The sequence below is a fragment of the Speluncibacter jeojiensis genome (assembly GCF_029589495.1).
In the GTDB taxonomy this organism is placed as follows: Bacteria; Actinomycetota; Actinomycetes; order Mycobacteriales; family Mycobacteriaceae; genus Speluncibacter; species Speluncibacter jeojiensis.
Genome location: NZ_JAAIVF010000002.1, coordinates 135,114 through 153,005 on the forward strand (window position 1 = coordinate 135,114; position 17,892 = coordinate 153,005).

Annotated in this window: 19 protein-coding genes and 1 riboswitch; of the genes, 3 read left to right on the top strand and 16 right to left on the bottom strand. The window is 70.5% G+C overall.

The genetic code is table 11. The features are described from left to right. Positions 1 to 9: 9 nt before the first annotated feature. From G4X40_RS07845 to G4X40_RS07870, 6 genes are read right to left on the bottom strand one after another with little or no spacing between them, the layout of a single operon-like run. Positions 10 to 705 (bottom strand): urease accessory protein UreF, encoded by a 696-nt coding sequence (locus tag G4X40_RS07845; protein ID WP_277831526.1) that lies wholly within the window; start codon positions 703 to 705, stop codon positions 10 to 12. Between the two features lie 6 nt (positions 706 to 711). Further along, complete coding sequence (ureC, locus tag G4X40_RS07850; RefSeq protein ID WP_277831527.1) at positions 712 to 2,451, bottom strand: urease subunit alpha; 1,740 nt, start codon at positions 2,449 to 2,451, stop codon at positions 712 to 714. 1 nt (position 2,452) lies between these two features. Further along, on the bottom strand, positions 2,453 to 2,842 hold the full coding sequence (locus G4X40_RS07855) for an urease subunit beta (protein WP_277831528.1): 390 nt from the start codon (positions 2,840 to 2,842) through the stop codon (positions 2,453 to 2,455). Positions 2,843 to 2,875: 33 nt separating this feature from the next. Continuing rightward, positions 2,876 to 3,727: a sirohydrochlorin chelatase gene (locus G4X40_RS07860; protein ID WP_277831529.1), complete on the bottom strand. Its 852-nt coding sequence runs from the start codon at positions 3,725 to 3,727 to the stop codon at positions 2,876 to 2,878. Beyond that, positions 3,724 to 4,038: an urease subunit gamma gene (locus G4X40_RS07865; RefSeq protein WP_277831530.1), complete on the bottom strand. Its 315-nt coding sequence runs from the start codon at positions 4,036 to 4,038 to the stop codon at positions 3,724 to 3,726. Before G4X40_RS07865 ends, G4X40_RS07860 begins: the two co-directional genes overlap by 4 nt. A gap of 54 nt (positions 4,039 to 4,092) precedes the next feature. Then, positions 4,093 to 5,085 carry an urea transporter gene (locus G4X40_RS07870; RefSeq protein WP_277831531.1) on the bottom strand — a complete coding sequence of 331 codons (993 nt, stop codon included), beginning with the start codon at positions 5,083 to 5,085 and terminating at the stop codon, positions 4,093 to 4,095. A 418-nt stretch (positions 5,086 to 5,503) separates the two neighbouring features. Here G4X40_RS07870 and thiC point away from each other — a divergent pair, with 418 nt between their 5' ends. Further along, the gene (thiC, locus tag G4X40_RS07875) at positions 5,504 to 7,210 is read left to right on the top strand and encodes a phosphomethylpyrimidine synthase ThiC (RefSeq protein WP_277831532.1); all 1,707 of its coding nucleotides are present in this window, start codon (positions 5,504 to 5,506) and stop codon (positions 7,208 to 7,210) included. Then, the gene (thiD, locus tag G4X40_RS07880) at positions 7,207 to 8,067 is read left to right on the top strand and encodes a bifunctional hydroxymethylpyrimidine kinase/phosphomethylpyrimidine kinase (RefSeq protein ID WP_277831533.1); all 861 of its coding nucleotides are present in this window, start codon (positions 7,207 to 7,209) and stop codon (positions 8,065 to 8,067) included. Before thiC ends, thiD begins: the two co-directional genes overlap by 4 nt. Before the next feature lie 242 nt (positions 8,068 to 8,309). Here the strand turns inward: thiD and G4X40_RS07885 are convergent, their stop codons facing one another. From G4X40_RS07885 to thiO, 7 genes are all read right to left on the bottom strand, one after another. After that, positions 8,310 to 9,140: an adenylate/guanylate cyclase domain-containing protein gene (locus G4X40_RS07885; RefSeq protein ID WP_408642149.1), complete on the bottom strand. Its 831-nt coding sequence runs from the start codon at positions 9,138 to 9,140 to the stop codon at positions 8,310 to 8,312. Between the two features lie 42 nt (positions 9,141 to 9,182). Next, positions 9,183 to 9,950: an ABC transporter permease gene (locus G4X40_RS07890; RefSeq protein ID WP_277831535.1), complete on the bottom strand. Its 768-nt coding sequence runs from the start codon at positions 9,948 to 9,950 to the stop codon at positions 9,183 to 9,185. Next, complete coding sequence (locus tag G4X40_RS07895; protein ID WP_277831536.1) at positions 9,947 to 10,972, bottom strand: ABC transporter ATP-binding protein; 1,026 nt, start codon at positions 10,970 to 10,972, stop codon at positions 9,947 to 9,949. The genes G4X40_RS07890 and G4X40_RS07895 overlap by 4 nt, the downstream gene beginning before the upstream one ends. 141 nt (positions 10,973 to 11,113) lie before the next feature. Beyond that, complete coding sequence (locus G4X40_RS07900; protein WP_277831537.1) at positions 11,114 to 11,596, bottom strand: GtrA family protein; 483 nt, start codon at positions 11,594 to 11,596, stop codon at positions 11,114 to 11,116. An 88-nt stretch (positions 11,597 to 11,684) separates the two neighbouring features. Beyond that, positions 11,685 to 12,446 carry a thiazole synthase gene (thiG, locus tag G4X40_RS07905; protein WP_277831538.1) on the bottom strand — a complete coding sequence of 254 codons (762 nt, stop codon included), beginning with the start codon at positions 12,444 to 12,446 and terminating at the stop codon, positions 11,685 to 11,687. Between the two features lie 7 nt (positions 12,447 to 12,453). Then, positions 12,454 to 12,651 (bottom strand): sulfur carrier protein ThiS, encoded by a 198-nt coding sequence (gene thiS / locus G4X40_RS07910; protein ID WP_277831539.1) that lies wholly within the window; start codon positions 12,649 to 12,651, stop codon positions 12,454 to 12,456. Then, positions 12,651 to 13,727 carry a glycine oxidase ThiO gene (gene thiO, locus G4X40_RS07915; RefSeq protein WP_277831540.1) on the bottom strand — a complete coding sequence of 359 codons (1,077 nt, stop codon included), beginning with the start codon at positions 13,725 to 13,727 and terminating at the stop codon, positions 12,651 to 12,653. Before thiO ends, thiS begins: the two co-directional genes overlap by 1 nt. Beyond that, positions 13,719 to 13,830: riboswitch (TPP riboswitch) on the bottom strand. It overlaps the preceding gene by 9 nt. A gap of 26 nt (positions 13,831 to 13,856) precedes the next feature. Here thiO and thiE point away from each other — a divergent pair. After that, on the top strand, positions 13,857 to 14,546 hold the full coding sequence (thiE, locus tag G4X40_RS07920; RefSeq protein ID WP_277831541.1) for a thiamine phosphate synthase: 690 nt from the start codon (positions 13,857 to 13,859) through the stop codon (positions 14,544 to 14,546). Positions 14,547 to 14,582: 36 nt separating this feature from the next. On the opposite strand, the gene G4X40_RS07925 is transcribed toward thiE, so the two are convergent. The 3 genes from G4X40_RS07925 to G4X40_RS07935 all read right to left on the bottom strand — a co-directional run bounded on the left by G4X40_RS07925 (position 14,583) and on the right by G4X40_RS07935 (position 17,851). After that, positions 14,583 to 15,347, bottom strand: a complete 765-nt coding sequence (locus G4X40_RS07925) for an NUDIX hydrolase (protein ID WP_277831542.1) — start codon at positions 15,345 to 15,347, stop codon at positions 14,583 to 14,585. Positions 15,348 to 15,915: 568 nt separating this feature from the next. Beyond that, on the bottom strand, positions 15,916 to 16,650 hold the full coding sequence (locus G4X40_RS07930) for a hypothetical protein (protein ID WP_277831543.1): 735 nt from the start codon (positions 16,648 to 16,650) through the stop codon (positions 15,916 to 15,918). Positions 16,651 to 16,810: 160 nt separating this feature from the next. Continuing rightward, positions 16,811 to 17,851, bottom strand: coding sequence for an LLM class F420-dependent oxidoreductase (locus G4X40_RS07935; protein WP_277831544.1), 1,041 nt, complete (start codon positions 17,849 to 17,851; stop codon positions 16,811 to 16,813). Positions 17,852 to 17,892: the final 41 nt, after the last annotated feature.

Below are 17,892 nucleotides of genomic sequence, written 5' to 3' on the forward strand. Positions count from 1 at the left end.
CCCGCCGCCTCACGTGGCGAACAGCCGCGCCTCCGCCCGCTCGTGCCGGCCCGCCATCACGTCCACCATCGGCACGCAGCCGCCGAGATCGGCGAGGTCGCGCACCAACGCGTCGGCGGCGACCTCCTCGATCACCGGACCCGCGCGGTGCAGCAGCACCTGGGCGACGCGGTGGTCGGTCAGCCGCAGCCGCAACGCGGCGCCGACGAAGCTGGCCGCGACGGCGAACAGGTCGCTCACCACCGCCCGCTCGGTCGCGACACCCGCCGCCGCATAGGCGATGCCCGCGACGACGGGCTGGCATCCGGGCACGCGCCGCGCCGCGAGCAGCCGGGCGTACTCGTCGAGCGCCGTGCCGCCGTAGACCTCGCGGGCGAGGTCGAGCAGTTGGCGTCCGGTGCGGGTGGACGCCACGCGCTGCTCACCGCTGAGCTTGCTCGCGAACAGGCGCTGCTCGACGGCGACCAACAGGTCCGTGTCGCCGGCGCTCGCCGCGCGGTGCGCAAGGGCCAGCGCGGTCGCGTCGGAAGGGCCGATCCCGTGCCGCAGCAGGTCCTCGAGCAGCGCCGGCAGCGAGTCCGCGTCGACCGCCTTCGCCTGCGCGAACCCCTCCAGGCCGTGTGAGAGCGTGTAGAAGCCGCTGGGGAACGCCGAGTCCGCGAGTTGCAGACTCGCCAGCAGTTCGCGCGTACCGTTCGTCGTCATGACCGCTCACACCAGGTAGTACAGCTGGGTCAGCGGCAGGCTCCGCGCCGGCTCGATCGTCGCCGGCTCGCCGTCGAGCGTGACCCGGAACGTGTCCGGATCCACCTTGATCTTCGGGGTCGCGTTGTTACGCACCAGATCCTGTTTCGCGACGGAACGGCAGTGCGTCACCGGCAGGATCTCGCTCTCCAGGCCGAGATTCCCGGGCACACCCAGGTCGATGGCGAGTTGCGACATGAAGGTCACCCGGGTCGCCTGCGCGGCGCGGCCGAGCGTGCCGAACATCGGCCGGTAGTACACCGGCTGCGGTGTCGGGATCGAGGCGTTCGGGTCGCCCATAGGCGCCCAGCTGACCATGCCGCCCTTGACGATCAGGGCGGGCTTGGCCGCGAACGCGTTGATCGGCCACAGCACGATGTCGGCGAGCTTGCCCGGCTCGAGCGATCCGATGTGCGCGGCCGTGCCGGTCGCCAGCGCCGGGTTGATCGTCATCTTCGCGACGTAGCGCAACACCCGGAAGTTGTCGTTGCGCGAGGAGCCGTCCGCGCCGACGTCCTCGGGAAGCGGGCCGCGCTGGTCCTTGCAATGGTGCGCGGTCTGGAAGGCGCGGGTCCACGACTCGCCGACCCGGCCCATCGCCTGCGAGTCCGACGAGAAGATCGAGATCACGCCTTCGTCGTGCAGGACCGTCTCCGCCGCAATGGTTTCCGCACGCACCCGGGAGTCGGCGAACGAGACGTCCTCGGGAATGTCGTGGCTGAGATGGTGGCAGACCATCACCATGTCCAGCAGTTCGTCGACCGAGTTGATCGTGTACGGCAGGGTCGGATTCGTCGACGCCGGAAGCACATTCGGCTCGCCTGCGATCTGCATGATGTCCGGCGCGTGGCCGCCTCCTGCGCCCTCTGTGTGGAAGGTGTGGATGGCCCGGCCGTCGATCGCCGAGAGCGTGTCCTCGTAGAACCCGGATTCGTTGAGGGTGTCGGTGTGCACGGCGACCTGGATGTCGTGTTCGTCCGCGACGGTCAGCGCCGCGCGGATCGCCGCCGGCGTCGCACCCCAGTCCTCGTGAACCTTCAGCCCGCACACCCCCGCCTCGACCTGCTTGACGAGGGTTCTCGGCACCGCGCCGTTGCCCTTGCCCAGCAGCCCCACGTTGACCGGCAGGGTCTCGACCGCCTGCAGCATCCGGGCGATGTTCCACGGCCCGGGCGTGCAGGTGGTGCCCTTGGTGCCGTCGGTGGGGCCGGTGCCGCCGCCGATCATCGTGGTGATGCCGTTCGACAGTGCGTCCTCGACCTGCTGCGGACAGATGAAGTGGATGTGCGTGTCGATGCCGCCCGCGGTCGCGATCAGGTGCTCCCCCGAGATCACCTCGGTGCCGGGACCGATCACCAGGGCCGGATGTACGCCGTCCTGCGTGTGCGGGTTGCCGGCCTTGCCGAGTGCCACGATCCGACCGTTCCGGATGCCGAGGTCACCCTTGACGACCCCGATCACCGCGTCGAGCACCACCACGTTCGTGATCACCAGGTCGAGCGCGCCGCGGCCGACCGACGCGCCCGGGTCCTGCGCCATGCCGTCCCGGATGGTCTTGCCACCGCCGTACACCGCCTCGTCGCCGTGAAAGCCTGCGTTGCAGTCGCGTTCGACCTCCACGATCAGATTGGTGTCGGCCAGTTGGAAGCGGTCGCCGACGGTCGGACCGTAGAGGTCGGTGTAGGTCTTCCTCGGAAGCACCGTCATGCTATTCACCCTCCCGCGGTCCGGAGTCCTTGAAACCTCGCTGTGCGGCGCGGCGCAGCGCCGCGGCCCGGGTGTCGCGAGCGTGCAGGCCGCCGTCGACCAGGTTGCTGAATCCGAGGATGCGGCCGTTGCCACCGAACGTGCAGAGCGGGACCTCGCGGGTGTCGCCGGGTTCGAAGCGGACCGCGGTGCCGGACGCGATGTCCAGGTGCATGCCGTACGCGGCCGTCCTGTCGAACTCGAGTTCCCGGTTGGCCTCGAAGAAGTGGTAGTGCGAGCCCACCTGGATCGCGCGGTCGCCGGTATTGCTCACGCGCAGCGTGGTCTTGCGTCGGCCGACGTTCAACTCGACCGGATCGTCACCGTAGAGATAGTGCGCACCTGACGCCATGTTCGGCCTCCTCGGTCGTGGTCGTCGAACCTGTCAGTGGTGATGGGCGTGTGTGTGGTGGTGATGGTGATGTCCGTTGTGTCCGTGAACATCCGGCCCGGGCACATCCGGCCCGGGCACATCCTGCTCGTGTTCGCCGGGACCGTGCGAGTGGGCGTAGCCGTGGCCGTGTTCGGCGTCCAACCCGGCGCCGATGCCGTTGTCGCCGTGGTCGAGCCGGTCCAGCGCGACGGCCACACGGGCGTCGATCACGCGGCGCACGGCGGGCTCGGTCAGCAGTGCACCACCGTCATCGACATCTGGTCGCGCGGCGAGGTCGCCGGTCAGCGCGGGCCCGAACGCGGCCGACACCGCCGACACCCATTCCGCGCCCAGCCGCAGGCATCGATCCACCCCCTCGGCGATGTCCGGGTCGCCACCGGTGAACGCCACCTCCACCCACCGGTGACGGCCGAACTGCCGGACCAACCGGGCGATCCGGAACAGCTCGGCGTCGTCGAAGGGATCGGCGGCGGGTGCGGTGATGAGCAGTGCCCGCGGCTGCGGCTCGCCACCATCCGGGACGCCGGACCACACGCGCAACGCCGCGGTCCGCAGCCATCCGATGAGATGACCTGTGCTGCCGAAGGATTCGGCCAGCGTAACCCGGCCGGGCCACCGGCCGGTCGCCCAGCGCAGGGTGCGGGCGGACTCCGCGATCAGGCGCGGGTCGCGACCGAGCGTCATCGGCACGACGCACACCGGACCGTTCCCGCGGTGCAGCGCCTCCTCGACGGCCCCGGCCAGTCTCCGTCCCGCCGGCACACACGGCCCGGCCCCCGGCGCGAGCTCGCCGCGCTCGTGGCCGCAGGACAGCAGGACGGTGACGTCCGCGGGTCCGGTCATCTGCCGGCGCCTCCCACCGGGTCGTGACAGGAGACGAGTTTGGTGCCGTCGACGAAGGTCGCCTCGACCTGGATCAGCTTGGCCATCTCGCGTACACCCGGCATCACGTCGTCGGACGTGACGACCTGGGTGCCCAGTTCCATGCACTCGGCGACGGTGCGGCCGTCCCTGGCACCCTCGACGATGGCCTCGCTGATCAAGGCGACGGCCTCGCTGTAATTCAGCCTCAGGCCCCGGCCGCGCCGCTTGCGCGCCAGATCGGCGACCACGTGGATGTACAGCTTGTCGATCTCACGTTGGGTGAGGTTCATCGGCACTCTCCTTCTCGGTCTGCACGGCCTGCCTGCACGTCCGTATCTGCCGGCTCACCCGGTTCTCCGCAGCCGTGGCAGTGCCGGGGCCGCCAGCAGGAACACCAGCGTCGTCAGGCAGAACGGCCAGGTGAGGGTGTGCCCGCCGACGGGAGTGAAGAAGTCGCTGAGCGCACCGGTGACCCCGGTCGACGAGGCGGCGCCGATCACCGCGTAGGCCACGCTCCACACGCTCACGGCGAGGAAGACCCCGCACAGGGCCAGCGCCACCAGCACCGCGTTGTAGCCGAGCAGGCCGGCCCGGATCTCGTCCGCCGGTGAGCCGAGCGCCCACGCGGTGACGATGCCGACCACGCTGCCCAGCGAGGCGACCACGCCGGCGCGACGGCTGGCCACGAAGATGCCCGCCAGGAACAGCAGGCCGACGTACCACTGCGGCATGAAGAAGATCTGCGCGACGTTGGCGAAGAACGCCCGCCACAGGTCCGCCCAGCCGAGCCCGGTGGGTCCTTGCGCCGGTTCCACGAGCCCGGCCAGTCCGGTGCGTCCGTGCCACAGTCGCTGGAACTCGGGTGCGGCGATGGTCAGCACCGCGGCGGTGATGCAGAACGGAAAGGTCAGCGTCGGGATGTCCCACGTGCCGAGCAATCGGACGAGGGCCGCCGTCACGATGGTCGCGGCGACCGAACCGGCGGCGGCCATCAGCCAGCTCGACAGGTACTCGGGCCCCAGGAAGACCCCCGCAGCGGTGCCGACGAGTGCGCCGTTGAACCCCTCGAGACCGGCCAGCACCCGATCACCGTCGACCTGCCACACCAGCGCGGTGAGCGTGGACACCGCGGTACCGATCAGCGCGAAGAGCCCGTACTTCCAACCCGAGGCGAACAGCGCTGCCGCGAAGAACAGCCCACACCAGGCGCTCTGCATGAAGTCGACCTGCGCCAGGCCCCGCAGCAGGGTCGGGATGGCCCGGACCGGGCTCGGCGGGGGCCGCGGCGCAACGGGCGCGGTGGCGAGATCGTCACCGGACCCGTTGACCTGCTTCACAGCCGCCTCCACTGATCGAGTCGATCGGCTTCGGCCTGTCGGCGGTATGTGCCATCGCGTCGTCGTGGCGCGTGACACACGCTGTCGACCTCGGTCGAGACCAGGTCACAGACGCGGTACCAACACCGTGCCGACAGATGGTCCGGAGGCCACGTGGACGCGCACGGATGACAGTGAAAGTAAAGCACTCACGCCCCGGCCCGTCCCCGATTTCGCAGCCTCGCACAGCTTTCACCCAGGCTCCGGCGAGCCTTCGCTGCAGGTTCCGGCCCGATGCCGGCTGCGCTACCGTGGTCGTCGTACAACTTCACCCACGGGGGCTCGCACCAGCGGGCTGAGAGGACGGCTAGCTCTCCGAGCGTCAGGGCCGTCGACCGTTGAACCTGACCGGGTAATGCCGGCGTAGGGAGCAATCGACATGAGCACACCTGTCACCAGCGATGCGTCCGCTGCGACGCCCGGGCCCGCCGGGGGACCCGAAGGCATCACCACCGGCCCCATCGAGGGATCGGTGAAGCACCATCTGGACGTCGACGGCATGCGGGTCCCGGTGCGGCGCATCCAGCTGACCACCGGCGAGCATCACGACGTCTACGACACCTCCGGGCCGTACACCGACGACACCGCCGTCATCGACCTCGAGGCCGGGCTGCCGAAGACCCGCGACGGATGGTCTCGTCCCGAACCGGTCGCCCTCGACGGCGTGGGTCACACCGCGGCGACCCAGTTGGCCTGGGCGCGCGAGGGCATCATCACGCCGGAGATGCGCTTCATCGCCGCGCGCGAGGGGTTCGCCCCGGAGTTCGTCCGCGGGGAGATCGCGGCCGGTCGCGCAGTGATCCCGGCCAACCACCGGCACCCCGAATCCGAGCCGATGATCATCGGCAAGCGCTTCGCCACCAAGATCAATGCGAACATCGGCAACTCTGCCGTGACCAGCTCGATCGCCGAGGAGGTCGAGAAGATGGTCTGGGCGACCCGCTGGGGCGCCGACACCATCATGGACCTGTCCACCGGCAAGGACATCCATGCCACCCGCGAGTGGATCATGCGCAACTCACCGGTGCCCGTCGGGACCGTGCCGATCTATCAGGCGTTGGAGAAGGTCAAGGGCGACCCGACCGCGTTGACCTGGGAGCTCTACCGCGACACCGTGATCGAGCAGTGCGAGCAGGGCGTCGACTACATGACCGTGCACGCGGGGGTGCTACTGCGCTACGTGCCGCTGACGGCCAAGCGGGTCACCGGCATCGTCTCGCGCGGCGGCTCGATCATGGCCGCGTGGTGCCTGGCGCACCACCGGGAGTCGTTCCTGTACACCCACTTCGAAGAGTTGTGCGAGATCCTCGCGAAGTACGACGTCACCTTTTCGCTGGGCGACGGGCTGCGGCCCGGCTCCATCGCCGACGCCAACGACGAGGCGCAGTTCGCCGAGCTTCGCACCCTGGGCGAGCTCACCACCATCGCGAAATCCCATGGCGTGCAGGTGATGATCGAGGGCCCCGGCCACGTGCCGATGCACAAGATCGTCGAGAACGTGCGGCTCGAAGAGGAGCTCTGCGAGGAGGCGCCGTTCTACACGCTCGGCCCGCTGGCCACCGACATCGCACCGGCCTACGACCACATCACCTCGGCGATCGGCGCGGCGATCATCGCGCAGGCGGGCACCGCGATGCTGTGCTACGTGACCCCCAAGGAACACCTCGGCCTGCCCGACCGCGACGACGTGAAGGTCGGCGTGATCACCTACAAGATCTCCGCGCACGCCGCCGACCTCGCCAAGGGGCACCCGCGCGCCCAGGAGCGTGACGACGCGCTGTCCAAGGCGCGCTTCGAGTTCCGCTGGACCGACCAGTTCAATCTGTCACTCGATCCGGACACCGCGCGCGAGTTCCACGACGAGACGCTGCCGGCCGAGCCGGCCAAGACCGCGCACTTCTGTTCGATGTGCGGACCGAAGTTCTGCTCGATGCGGATCTCCGCCGATGTGCGCGAGTTCGCCCAACGCAACGGGCTCGAGACACAGGAGGACATAGACCGGATGATCGCCGACGGCATGGCAGCCAAATCCGAGGAATTCGCCGACCGCGGCAAGCACGTCTACCTGCCGGTGGTCGACGGATGATCACGCTCGAACCGCCGGCCGACGGCCAGACCCCGGTGCGGGCGCTGACCATCGCCGGTTCGGACTCCGGAGGCGGGGCCGGCATCCAGGCGGACATGCGCACGATGGCACTGTCGGGAGTGCACGGCTGCGTTGCGATCACCGCGGTGACAGTGCAGAACTCGGTGGGCGTCACCGGCATTCACGAGATCCCACCCGAGACGGTCGCCGCACAGGTGCGCAGCGTGGTCACCGACATCGGGGTCTCCGCCGCGAAGACCGGCATGCTGGCGTCCGCACCGATCATCGACGCCGTGGTCGCCGTGTGCGCAGAACTCGGCATCGGCGGTGGCGGCGACATCCCACTGGTGGTGGACCCGGTGTGCGCGTCGATGCACGGCGATCCGCTGCTCGCGCTCGACGCGCTGGACTCCGTTCGGCAGCAGCTGATCCCGCAGGCCACGCTGGTCACCCCGAACCTCGACGAGGTGCGGCTGATCACCGGCATCGACGTCGTCGACGACGGCACCCAGCACAAGGCAGCGGCCGCGCTGGTCGAACTCGGCGCGCGCTGGGCACTGGTCAAGGGCGGTCACCTGCGCAGCAGCGACGAGAGTCCGGACCTGCTCTACGACGGTGACCGGTTCCACGAGTTCCGCACCGTGCGGGTGCCCACCGGCCACGACCACGGCGGCGGTGACACCCTGGCCTCGGCCATCACCTGCGCTCTGGCGCACGGGTTCTCGATGCCCGAGGCGGTCGAGTACGGCAAGGCCTGGGTGCACCGCTGCCTGCAGGCCGCGTATCCGCTGGGGCACGGGCACGGCCCCGTCTCGCCGCTGTGGCGGTTGAGCGGTCCGGACAGGGCGCTCGACTGAGGAGAACCGGCGCACGGTTGGCCGTTTGACCGCTGGGCGTGCGCCGTCGCTGCCGGCCAACCGCCGCGCCTTTCCCCACACAAGCCCGTCGTGAAACGTGGTTCCACGGATCCGGACGCTATCTGTGTGGGGAAAGGCGCAATTCGTGTGTGGGGCGGGCGTGCCGCCAGTGCCCGACGACAATGCGACGACACAACACAGCCCCATGAGCGGGGCGGCCGAATACGCGGTCGCCACCCGGCTCACTCCGACGTCAACGTGTACATCCGCAGATCATCGGGGACCCCGCGGGCTCGGCTGGAGAAGAACCGCCGCAGCGGCTTGGCCGCCAGCCCCATCTCCGTGAGGCGCTCCTCCCCCAACTGCTCGAGCGACGGTGCCGAGATCATCACGTTCCCGTTGCCGCCGGCCTGCATCAGCCGGGCCGCGATGTTCACGTCGACACCGAGCCAGTCGGCGCCGATCCGCCGCGGGGTGCCGGTGTGGATGCCGACCCGCATCACCGGCCGGTACCCGGCCACCTCGACGTCCGCTAGCGCGCGCCGGGCCGCGAACACCGCGGCGACCGCCCGGGCCGGATCGTGGAAGACGGCCATCAGGCCGTCGCCCATGCGTTTGACGATGCGACCGTGACGGTTCACGAACTCCGGCTCGGCGACAGCGGCGACCTCGCGGAGCATCCGCAGGGTGGCGCCGTCGCCGGCCGCGAGCGCCCAGGAGGAGAAGCCGACCAGATCGGTGAACACCAGCGTCACCTCGGTGTCGCCGCCACCGCGGCCGGAACGCTCCCGCGCCGCCTCCCACACCTGCAGCGCCGCGAGCCCGACCTCTCGCGAAGCCCCGGGCTGGTCGGTGAGCAGCCGGTCGGCGACCCGCGCCACCGCCCGAGCGCTGCCCGGGCCCGCGGTCGAGAGCGGATCCCCGAAGCCCGGGTCGCCGGGCAGAGCGCGGCGGGTGCGGCGGATCAGGGCGACGAGGTCGGGCCGGCGGTCCAGTTCCAATACCCACCGCGCGAGCGCGGACGCCCGGTCGCGCGCACCGTCCTGCTGCAGCTCACCGGTCTCGTCACTCACCGGACCAGCGTAGGCGAGGACGCCCGGACCGGGCGGGCCGATTCACGCGTCGCGCTTGTTGACCACGAACAGGCCGGCACCGAACACCACCGCGACGAACACCGCGAAGTAGATCAGACCGCCCCACGGTCCCCAGTGGAAGCCGTCGGACGACGACGCCCCGAGGAAGTGGTGCGCATTGGTGAACGGCAGGAACACCTGGATGTCACGGCCGATGCGTCCGAACAGCGCGAACAGGTTCTCGATCACCAGCGGCCACAGCACCAGCAAGGCGATCGCGCCGGCGGACTGCCGGATCAGCGCGCCGACACCGACCGCCAGCACAGCGCACAGCGCCGCGTAGATCGGGACACCGTAGAGCGCACGCCAATCGCCACCGCTGCTCAGCACCAGGTCCCGGCCCGCGTCCGAGCCGCTCAGGGCTTTGGCCAGGAAATAGGCGATGAAGGTGACGGCCGCGGTGAGGACCGCGGCGATCACCGCGAGGATGGCGGCCTTCGTCGCCATGACCCGGCCGCGGTTCGGCACCGCCTGGAAGGTCGTGCGGATCACCCCGAAGCGGTACTCCGTGGTGACCGCGAGCGCCGCCATGATCATGATCACCATGACTCCGAAGCCCGTCACCCCGCTCGCCGCGGCCTCCGGTGTCGGCAGGAAGTGGTCGCCGCTGCTCGTGGAGTTCACGCTCGCCTTCGCGGCCAGGCCCATCGCCGCCGCGAACCCGATGCCGAGCAGCACGACGATGGCGCCGCACCACCACGGCGACCGAGTGGAGGTCAACTTGATACGTTCTGCCGCAAGCACACTCATCGTCCGGCCTCCTTTGCGTGAGCCGGGGGGTACCCCGGGGGTGTCTGTGGCTGGAGTGGTGTCTGCGCCGGGGCTGTCCGGAACCCCTCGAGCAGTTCGGCGGCGCCGGTGCCGTGGTACTGCACCTGATCGCCGGTCAGCTTCATGAACGCGTCCTCGAGGGAGCCGGTCTGGCCGGCCAGCTCGTGCAGGACGATGCCAGACTGCGCGGCGAGCTCGCCGATCGCCTCGGTGGTCGAGTCGAGCACGGTCAGCGACGGCTTGTCATGGGTGGTGCCGCCCTCCTCCCGGACGGTCAGGCCCTGGGCCGTGAGCAGGCTGCGCAGCGCCTCGAGCTGCGGACTGCGCACGCGCACGACGGACTCGGAGGCACGGTCGACGAACTCGCGCACCGAGGTGTCCGCGATCAGCCGGCCGCGGCCGATGACCACCAGGTGCTCGGCGGTCAGCGCCATCTCGGACAGCAGGTGGCTCGAGACCAGCACCGTCCGACCCTCCGCCGCCAGTCGCTGCATGAACTTGCGGATCCAGACGATGCCCTCTGGGTCGAGGCCGTTGACCGGCTCGTCGAACAGCAACACCTGCGGATCGCCGAGCAGGGCGCCGGCCAGCCCGAGGCGCTGCGACATGCCCAGCGAGAACCCGCCGGCCTTCTTACCGGCCACCTCGGTGAGGCCTACGAGCGCGAGGACCTCGTCGACACGCGAATCGGGGATCCCGTTCGACGCGGCCATCCAGCGCAGGTGCGACCGGGCCGACCGGTTCGGATGCACCCACTTGGCGTCGAGCAGTGCGCCCACCGTGCGCAGCGGGTGGTCCAGGTCGCGGTAGGGCTTACCAGCGATCAGCGCGGTTCCGGCGGTCGGCCGGTCCAGGCCGAGGATCATCCGCATCGTCGTCGACTTGCCCGCCCCGTTCGGTCCGAGGAAACCGGTGACGCTGCCGGGCCGCACCTGGAACGACAGGTCGTCGACGGCGAGCGTGGGCCCGTACCGCTTGGTCAAACCCCTGACTTCAATCATGGCCTCGACGATGCCATCCGCGCGGCGCCGCGGCATCGTGCGCAGGTCTGGAGTTCGGTCATACCTGGGGATGACGGCGGGCCACCGCCGTCGGGGTTCTCCCCGTGTGCTTCCTCCGGGGCTCGGGCTGCGCCGATCCGGCTACCGGGCGAGCGTCCGGCCGAACACCCAGCCGCGCAGCGCCACGAACCGCACCAGTCCGGCGATGCCGCTCACCGCGATCACCAGCAGCGCCTGGTCGATCCCGCCGAGCCCGGGCAGCGCGCGGTGCAGCACGAACAGCGTCACCGAACTCATCGCGAGGGCCACCAGCGCCAACGTCCCGCCCTCGAACTGGGCGGCGACCCAGCCCACCCGGTCCGCGGCGCGGAAGGTGAGGCGCCGATGCAGTTCGTTGGCCGCGGCCGAGCTGATGACCACCCCGATCAAGTTCGCCACCGAGGTCCCCCAGAGTCCGGCCAGCGCGAACGCCCCGATGTAGAGGATGTTGCTGGCGCCGCCGACGAGGGCGAAGCGGATCAGCTGCGCCAGTGCGCCATCGCCGACGAAGCGCCGGACCCCGAACCCGCGCACTCCGGGTGTCGGGTTCCGGCCGTCACGAGTGGCGGCCGAACGCACGGCCATACGCACCCCCGGGGATCCAGGCGACTACTTGCGGTCTACAACTATATAGACGATCGTGGTCACCCTATCGGGTGGGGATCCGAGGCCGTCAGCAGACCCGCGCGGGCGACGATGCCTGCGCCCAGAACCGCTTCGGGATCCGGCCGGCGCGACGGGCCTGACGACCGGCCGACACCGCCGCCGCCATCGCGCGCGCCATCAGCTCCGGGTCCTCCGCGCGGGTGACGGCGCTGGCGAGCAGCACCGCCGAGCACCCGAGCTCCATCGCCAGCGCCGCGTCACTGGCGGTGCCGATGCCCGCATCGAGGATCACCGGAACCGACGCACGCGAGACGATCATCTCGATGTTGTGCGGGTTCGAGATGCCCAGCCCGGTACCGATCGGCGAGCCCAGCGGCATCACCGCCGCGCACCCGGCCTCCTCCAGCCGCAGCGCCAGAACCGGGTCGTCGGTGGTGTACGGGAGCACGACGAATCCGTCGTCGACCAGTTGTTCCGCCGCCGTGACCAGTTCGATGCCGTCGGGCAGCAGGGTCCGGTCGTCGGCGATCACCTCGAGCTTGATCCAGTTGGTGCCCAATGCCTCTCGTGCCAGCTGCGCGGTCAGTACGGCCTCCGCGGCGTCCCGGCAGCCCGCGGTGTTCGGCAGCGGTGCGATGTCCAGCCGCTCGAGCAGGTCGAGCACACCGGTGCCGCTCGCCGCATCGATGCGGCGCATGGCGACCGTGGTCAGCTGGGTTCCCGAGGCGACCAGCGCCTCCTCGAGTACGGCCAGGTTCGCCGCCCCGCCGGTGCCCATGATCAGCCGGGACGAGAACTCGCGGTCCGCGATCTTCAGCACGTCGGTCATCGCAGACTCAGCCACCTTGCACCGCCGTGAGCACCTCGATGGCGCTGCCGTCGGCAACCGCCTGCGACCACTGCGAACGCGGCACCATCCGCCCGTCCACCGCGACGGCGACACCGCGCGCGGGCATGCCGAGTGCGGCCATCAGCTCGTCGAGCGTGCTCCCGCTGTCGAGTTCGTGCCGGTCGCCGTTGACCGTCACCTCCATCAGAACCTCCCTGGATCCGCGGCCTTGGCATCCGCGAGTTGTCCGCCGTCGAGTTCCGCCAGCACCGCGTCGACGGTGACCGCGGTCAGCAACACACCATTGCGCCCGTGGCCGGTGGCCGCAACCACCCGGTCCGACAGCCGGCCGATCAGCGGCAGATTGTCCGGGCTCATCGGCCGCAGCCCGGCCATCGCATCCGCCAGCTGGTATTCGCCGATCGACGGCAGCAACGCCTCGGCGTCGGCGATCAGGTCCCGCACGCCGCCGACGGTGACCTGCTGGTCGTGTCCCTCGTGCTGGGTGGCGCCGACCACCATTCCGCCGTCGCGCGGGACCAGATACACGTGCCGGCCGTGCACCAGCCCGCGCACGATGCGGGTGGGCAGCGGCGGCGTCCCGGGGCGCCGGCGCAGCCGCAGGATCTCCCCCTTCGCCGGATGGACCGGCAGTCCGGGCCACAGCCGGGGGCTGTCGGAGCCGGCCGCCAGCACCACCTGGTCACCGCCGCATTCGTCGATCGACGTCAGCTCGCGCGCGCTCAGCCTGGCACCCGCCGCCTCCGCGGCACGCCGCAGCGCCGGCAGCAGTGCCCGGTTGTCGACGGACAGTTCCTCCGGCACCAGCAGGCCGCCGCGCACGGACCGGGACAGCGACGGCACCTCCTCGCGCACCTGCGTGCGGGTCAGTCGCTGCGGCCGGTAGCCGTGGGTGGTCAGCCAGTCCGCCACCATCGTGAGCCGCTCGATGTCGGCGCCGTCGACGGCGACCAGCAGGGTCCCGGTGCCGGTGAACACGTCGACGCCGGTCTCGTCGCGCAGCCGGGCGCCGAAGTCGGGCCAGCGTCGCAGTGAGGCGGCGCCGAGTTCGAACACATCGTCCTCGCCGGGCCACGCCTCGCTGAACGGGGCCAGCATCCCGCCGGCGGCCCAGGAGGCGCCGGTCTGCTCGGCGCCCTCCGCGAGCAGCGGGTCGATCAGCTCGACCTGCCATCCTTCGCGGGCCGCCAGCCACGCGACGGAGGCGCCGATGACCCCGGCACCGACGACCGTGAGACGTTTGCCTGTGTGCACTCGCATAACCTCGCCTTCCTGCGCCGGCATGATCCGGATCAGGTCTGACGGTCGGGGCGGCGCGCCCCCTCTCAGCCCCGCGGACCTCGGGACTCCCGTGTGACGTTTCCACCGTAGTCGCCTACGGTCGATCATGTGCACGCCCCCACCTCCCGCATCCCCGCCCGTGACCGGTTGGCCGACGCACGTCTGTATCTCTGCACGGACGCGCGGCGTGAGCGCGGTGACCTCGCCGAGTTCGCCGACGCCGCGCTCGCCGGCGGCATCGACATCATCCAGCTCCGCGACAAGGGGTCGCCGGGCGAGCAGCAGTTCGGCCCGCTCGAGGCGCGCGACGAACTGTCCGCGCTCGCGGTGCTCGGCGCGGCTGCGCGTCGGCACGGGGCGCTGCTCGCGGTGAACGACCGGGCCGATCTGGCACTGGCCGCCGGCGCGGACGTGCTCCACCTGGGCCAGGGAGATCTTCCGGTCCACTATGCACGGGAGATCCTCGGCGATCGGGTGGTGATCGGCCGGTCGACACACGACGCCGAACAGTCCGCTGCGGCCGCCACCGAGATCGGCGTCGATTACTTCTGCACCGGACCGTGCTGGCCGACGCCGACCAAACCGGGCCGCTCGGCACCGGGCCTGGAGTTGGTGCGCGCCACCGCCGACACGTCGCCGACGCGTCCGTGGTTCGCGATCGGCGGGATCGATCTCGAACGGGTGCCGCAGGTGCTGGACGCGGGTGCCGACCGGATCGTCGTGGTCCGGGCGATCACCCAGGCCGCGGACCCCGAGGCCGCCGCCCGCGAACTCCGGGCCGCCGTCGCAGCAGACTGACCTCGAGGCGCGAGACGACCTCTGCTGCCGCCGCGGTCAGGCGACCCACTGCGGCAGCACCGCCGGATCGAGCAGCAGTGCCGCACCCGGGAGTCGGTCGGCGAGCGTCTCGTCCGCGGTGACGACGACGTCCACCGCGTCTTCTTCCGCGCCGTTTCCCGCTCCGCTCACCGAATCCGCCGGTCCCCACTCGAGGACATCGCGGACCCAGCCGAACCGCTGGTTCGGCAGTTCGACCGTCCGCGGCACCGACTTGGCGACCAGGTCGACCAGGTCCCGACCGGACAGTGCCCGGCCACTCCAACTGCCGAGCGCACTGACCGTGTCGATCAGCAATCGCACCGGCACCGTGCGCAGGGCGGGCCACGCGGCTGCGAAGGCCGGGTGAAGCGGCATTCCGTGCACCTCGTGTTCGGCGACCCAGCGCAGTTCGAGGCTCTCGGCGTTGGGAGTGGTCGACAGCGGCGCCGCCGTGTCCGCGACGACCGTCGTGTAGGTCCACGTGTGAGGGTCACCCGCGGTGACCCGTTCGGCGCGGACCGCGATCACCCCGCCGGCGATCCCGCCTTCCTCCTCGGCCTCGCGCACCGCCGCGTGAACTGTGGTCTCGTGGCTGTCCCGGGCACCACCGAGCAGCGCCCAGGTACCGCCTTGATGGCTCCAGGCGGCGCGATGCTGCAGCAACACCTGCGGTGATCCGTCCCGGTCCGGTGCTCGGAGCAGCAACCCGGCGGCACCATGCCTGCCCCAATACCGTTGTCCGTCCGCCCCGAGGGCCCAACCGTCCCCGTCGCCGCGCATCGATCCGACCTTCCCGCCTGCTGACCACGCCGCACCCGGGCACCGCCGGGTGGCTCCCCACCAGAATATGGGGCGCGGGGCGTTTCCGGGGCCGGTCGGCGCGTCCGTTTTGCCCTGATCGATTCACGCCGATGGACAGTCACCGAAAGTCGCCGTCATCGAACCTCAGTTCGACTCTGCCGATGCCGTGGTTGGAGACCAAGGGAGATGCCCGCCCGTGATGTTGTGCCGGGATCGGGCGCATCCGTCGTTGAAGAACTGGCCGGCCGCGCATCCAGTCGGGCTGCCCTCCGAGGGTGAGGCGGGCCGGATCCTGGACCCCGCGGATGTGTTGCGCGTTTCCGGTCCCAGCAGCACCGGGTTCGCCGTGACCCAGCCGAGGACGCACCGCCCCCGAGTGGGAACCAGAGCACCACAACCGAAAACGTCGACCCCGCCAGCAGCGATGCGGAGTCGACGTGCGCACGAGATCATGCGGGCCCGCGCGCAACGAGTCGTGTTCGCGAGCCACGCCGCCAGTTCGCGTCGGAGCCTCGAGGCCCCGGGTGCCCCCGGGTCCCGAACCGACCTACGCGGCCGGCGAGACCTGCGGCTGCGCTGTCGGCGCAGGCGCGGCCGGCTGCGGGAACAGCGCAGGCGTGCAACTGAACAGCGACTTCACCCCGTCGGTGAGGATCGTCGACGTCGCGCCCGCGACCGCACCGGCGGCGGCAGCCGTCGCCGCGCCACTGAGGATGCCGGGCGCGGCCGCGAGCGCCGCCCCGAGGATCGCGCCCGGTCCGGACCAGATCGTCACCCCACCGCCGAGCAGCCCACCCGCGGTGGCACCCGCGAGTCCGCCGGCCGCCGCGCCCTTGAGCCCGCCTTGGAGTGCCGCAGCGGTCGCCTGCTTGACCGCACCGCTGACCACACACTCGCCGTAACCGATCAGGTCGAGCCCGCTGCGGTGCAGTCCCGGTCCGACCGACGCCGCCACCGGAATCACCGGCGCATCCGCGGTCACGATCGCCCTGTTGGCCCCGACCACCTCGTAGCTGACCTTCGCGGTGCGTCCACGATCGTCGGTGACCGTCGTCGGCAACGCCGAGTCGACGAGTCCGTCCGCGCCCACGACCGACAGCGCGCCGTCGACCATCCGCAGTGAGCCGCCCTCGACGGCGACGGCGATCCGGTTGTTGCTGTCGGTCGCCAACGCGGCACGCGGTGCCGGCGTGGCAACCGGATCCGCGGACGCCACCTGCACCGGCAACGCGACCAGCGCGCCCACCAGCAGCACTCCCGACGTGGTCTTCCAGGCCCTCATGTTCTCCCCGATCGGATCAGACGGTTTCGCGCCGAACACCCCGAACCCGCGGCGGCACATCCAGTTCCGAAGGAACGCGATCCGCACCACCGCAGGCCGGGGTGATCAACAGCCGAGCAGCGGACGTGATCTTAATCGCAATCCGCGCCGGAGCAACAGATCAGTCGCAAATCGAGCGGAGCTTCTCGATCAACGCCACCCGGCCGGCGCGGTCCTGCGCCATCGGCATGACGTTCAGCGTCGTCACACCGGCCTCCGCGAACGCGGCCACCCGCTCACGGACATGCGACTCCGGGCCGATCAGCGAGACCGCGCGCACCAGCTCGTCCGGCACCGCCGCGGCGGCGGCGTCCTTCTTGCCGTCCAGGTACAGGTCCTGGATCTTCGCGGCCTCGGACTCGAAGCCGTAGCGGCACGCCAGGTCGTTGTAGAAGTTCTTGCCGCGAGCGCCCATGCCGCCGATGTAGAGAGCCAGGTGTGGCTTGATCCACTCGTGCATGTGGTCGACGTCCTCGCCGATCGCCAGGGCCGGGCTGGCATAGATCTGCAGCTCCCCCAGCGACGGATCACGCTTGGCCTTGCCCTTGGCCAGCGGCTCACCCCAGGCCGTCTGCGCCTTCTCCGGGTAGAAGAAGATCGGCTGCCAGCCCTCGGCGATCTCGGCCGTCAACTCGACGTTCTTCGGCCCGAGCGACGCCAGGATCACCGGGATACGTTCGCGAACAGGGTGATTGATCAGCTTCAGCGGCTTACCCAGGCCGGTGCCACGATCCGCGGGCAGCGGGATCTGGTAGTACTTGCCCTGGTATTCGAGCTTCTCGCGACGCCACACGGCGCGGCAGATGTCGATGATCTCGCGGGTGCGGCCGAGTGGGGCGTCGTACCGCACGCCGTGGAAGCCCTCGATGACCTGCGGACCGGAGGCCCCGAGTCCCAGCACGAATCGTCCGTTCGAGACGTAGTCGAGGCCGGCGGCGGTCATCGCGGTCAACGACGGCGTGCGAGTGTAGATCTGCAGGATGCCCGACGCGAGTTCGATCCGCGACGTGCGCGCCGCGAGAAAGCCCAACTGGCTCACCGCGTCGAACGAATACGCCTCGGGGATGAACGCGATGTCCAAGCCCGCTCGTTCGAGGTCGCCGACCTCGTCCGCCGTCTCGGCGAAGCCACCGCTGTAATTCAGCGCCATTCCAATACGCATCGAGCACCTCGGGTCTGGTCGTGTGCGAGCAAGGGTTGACG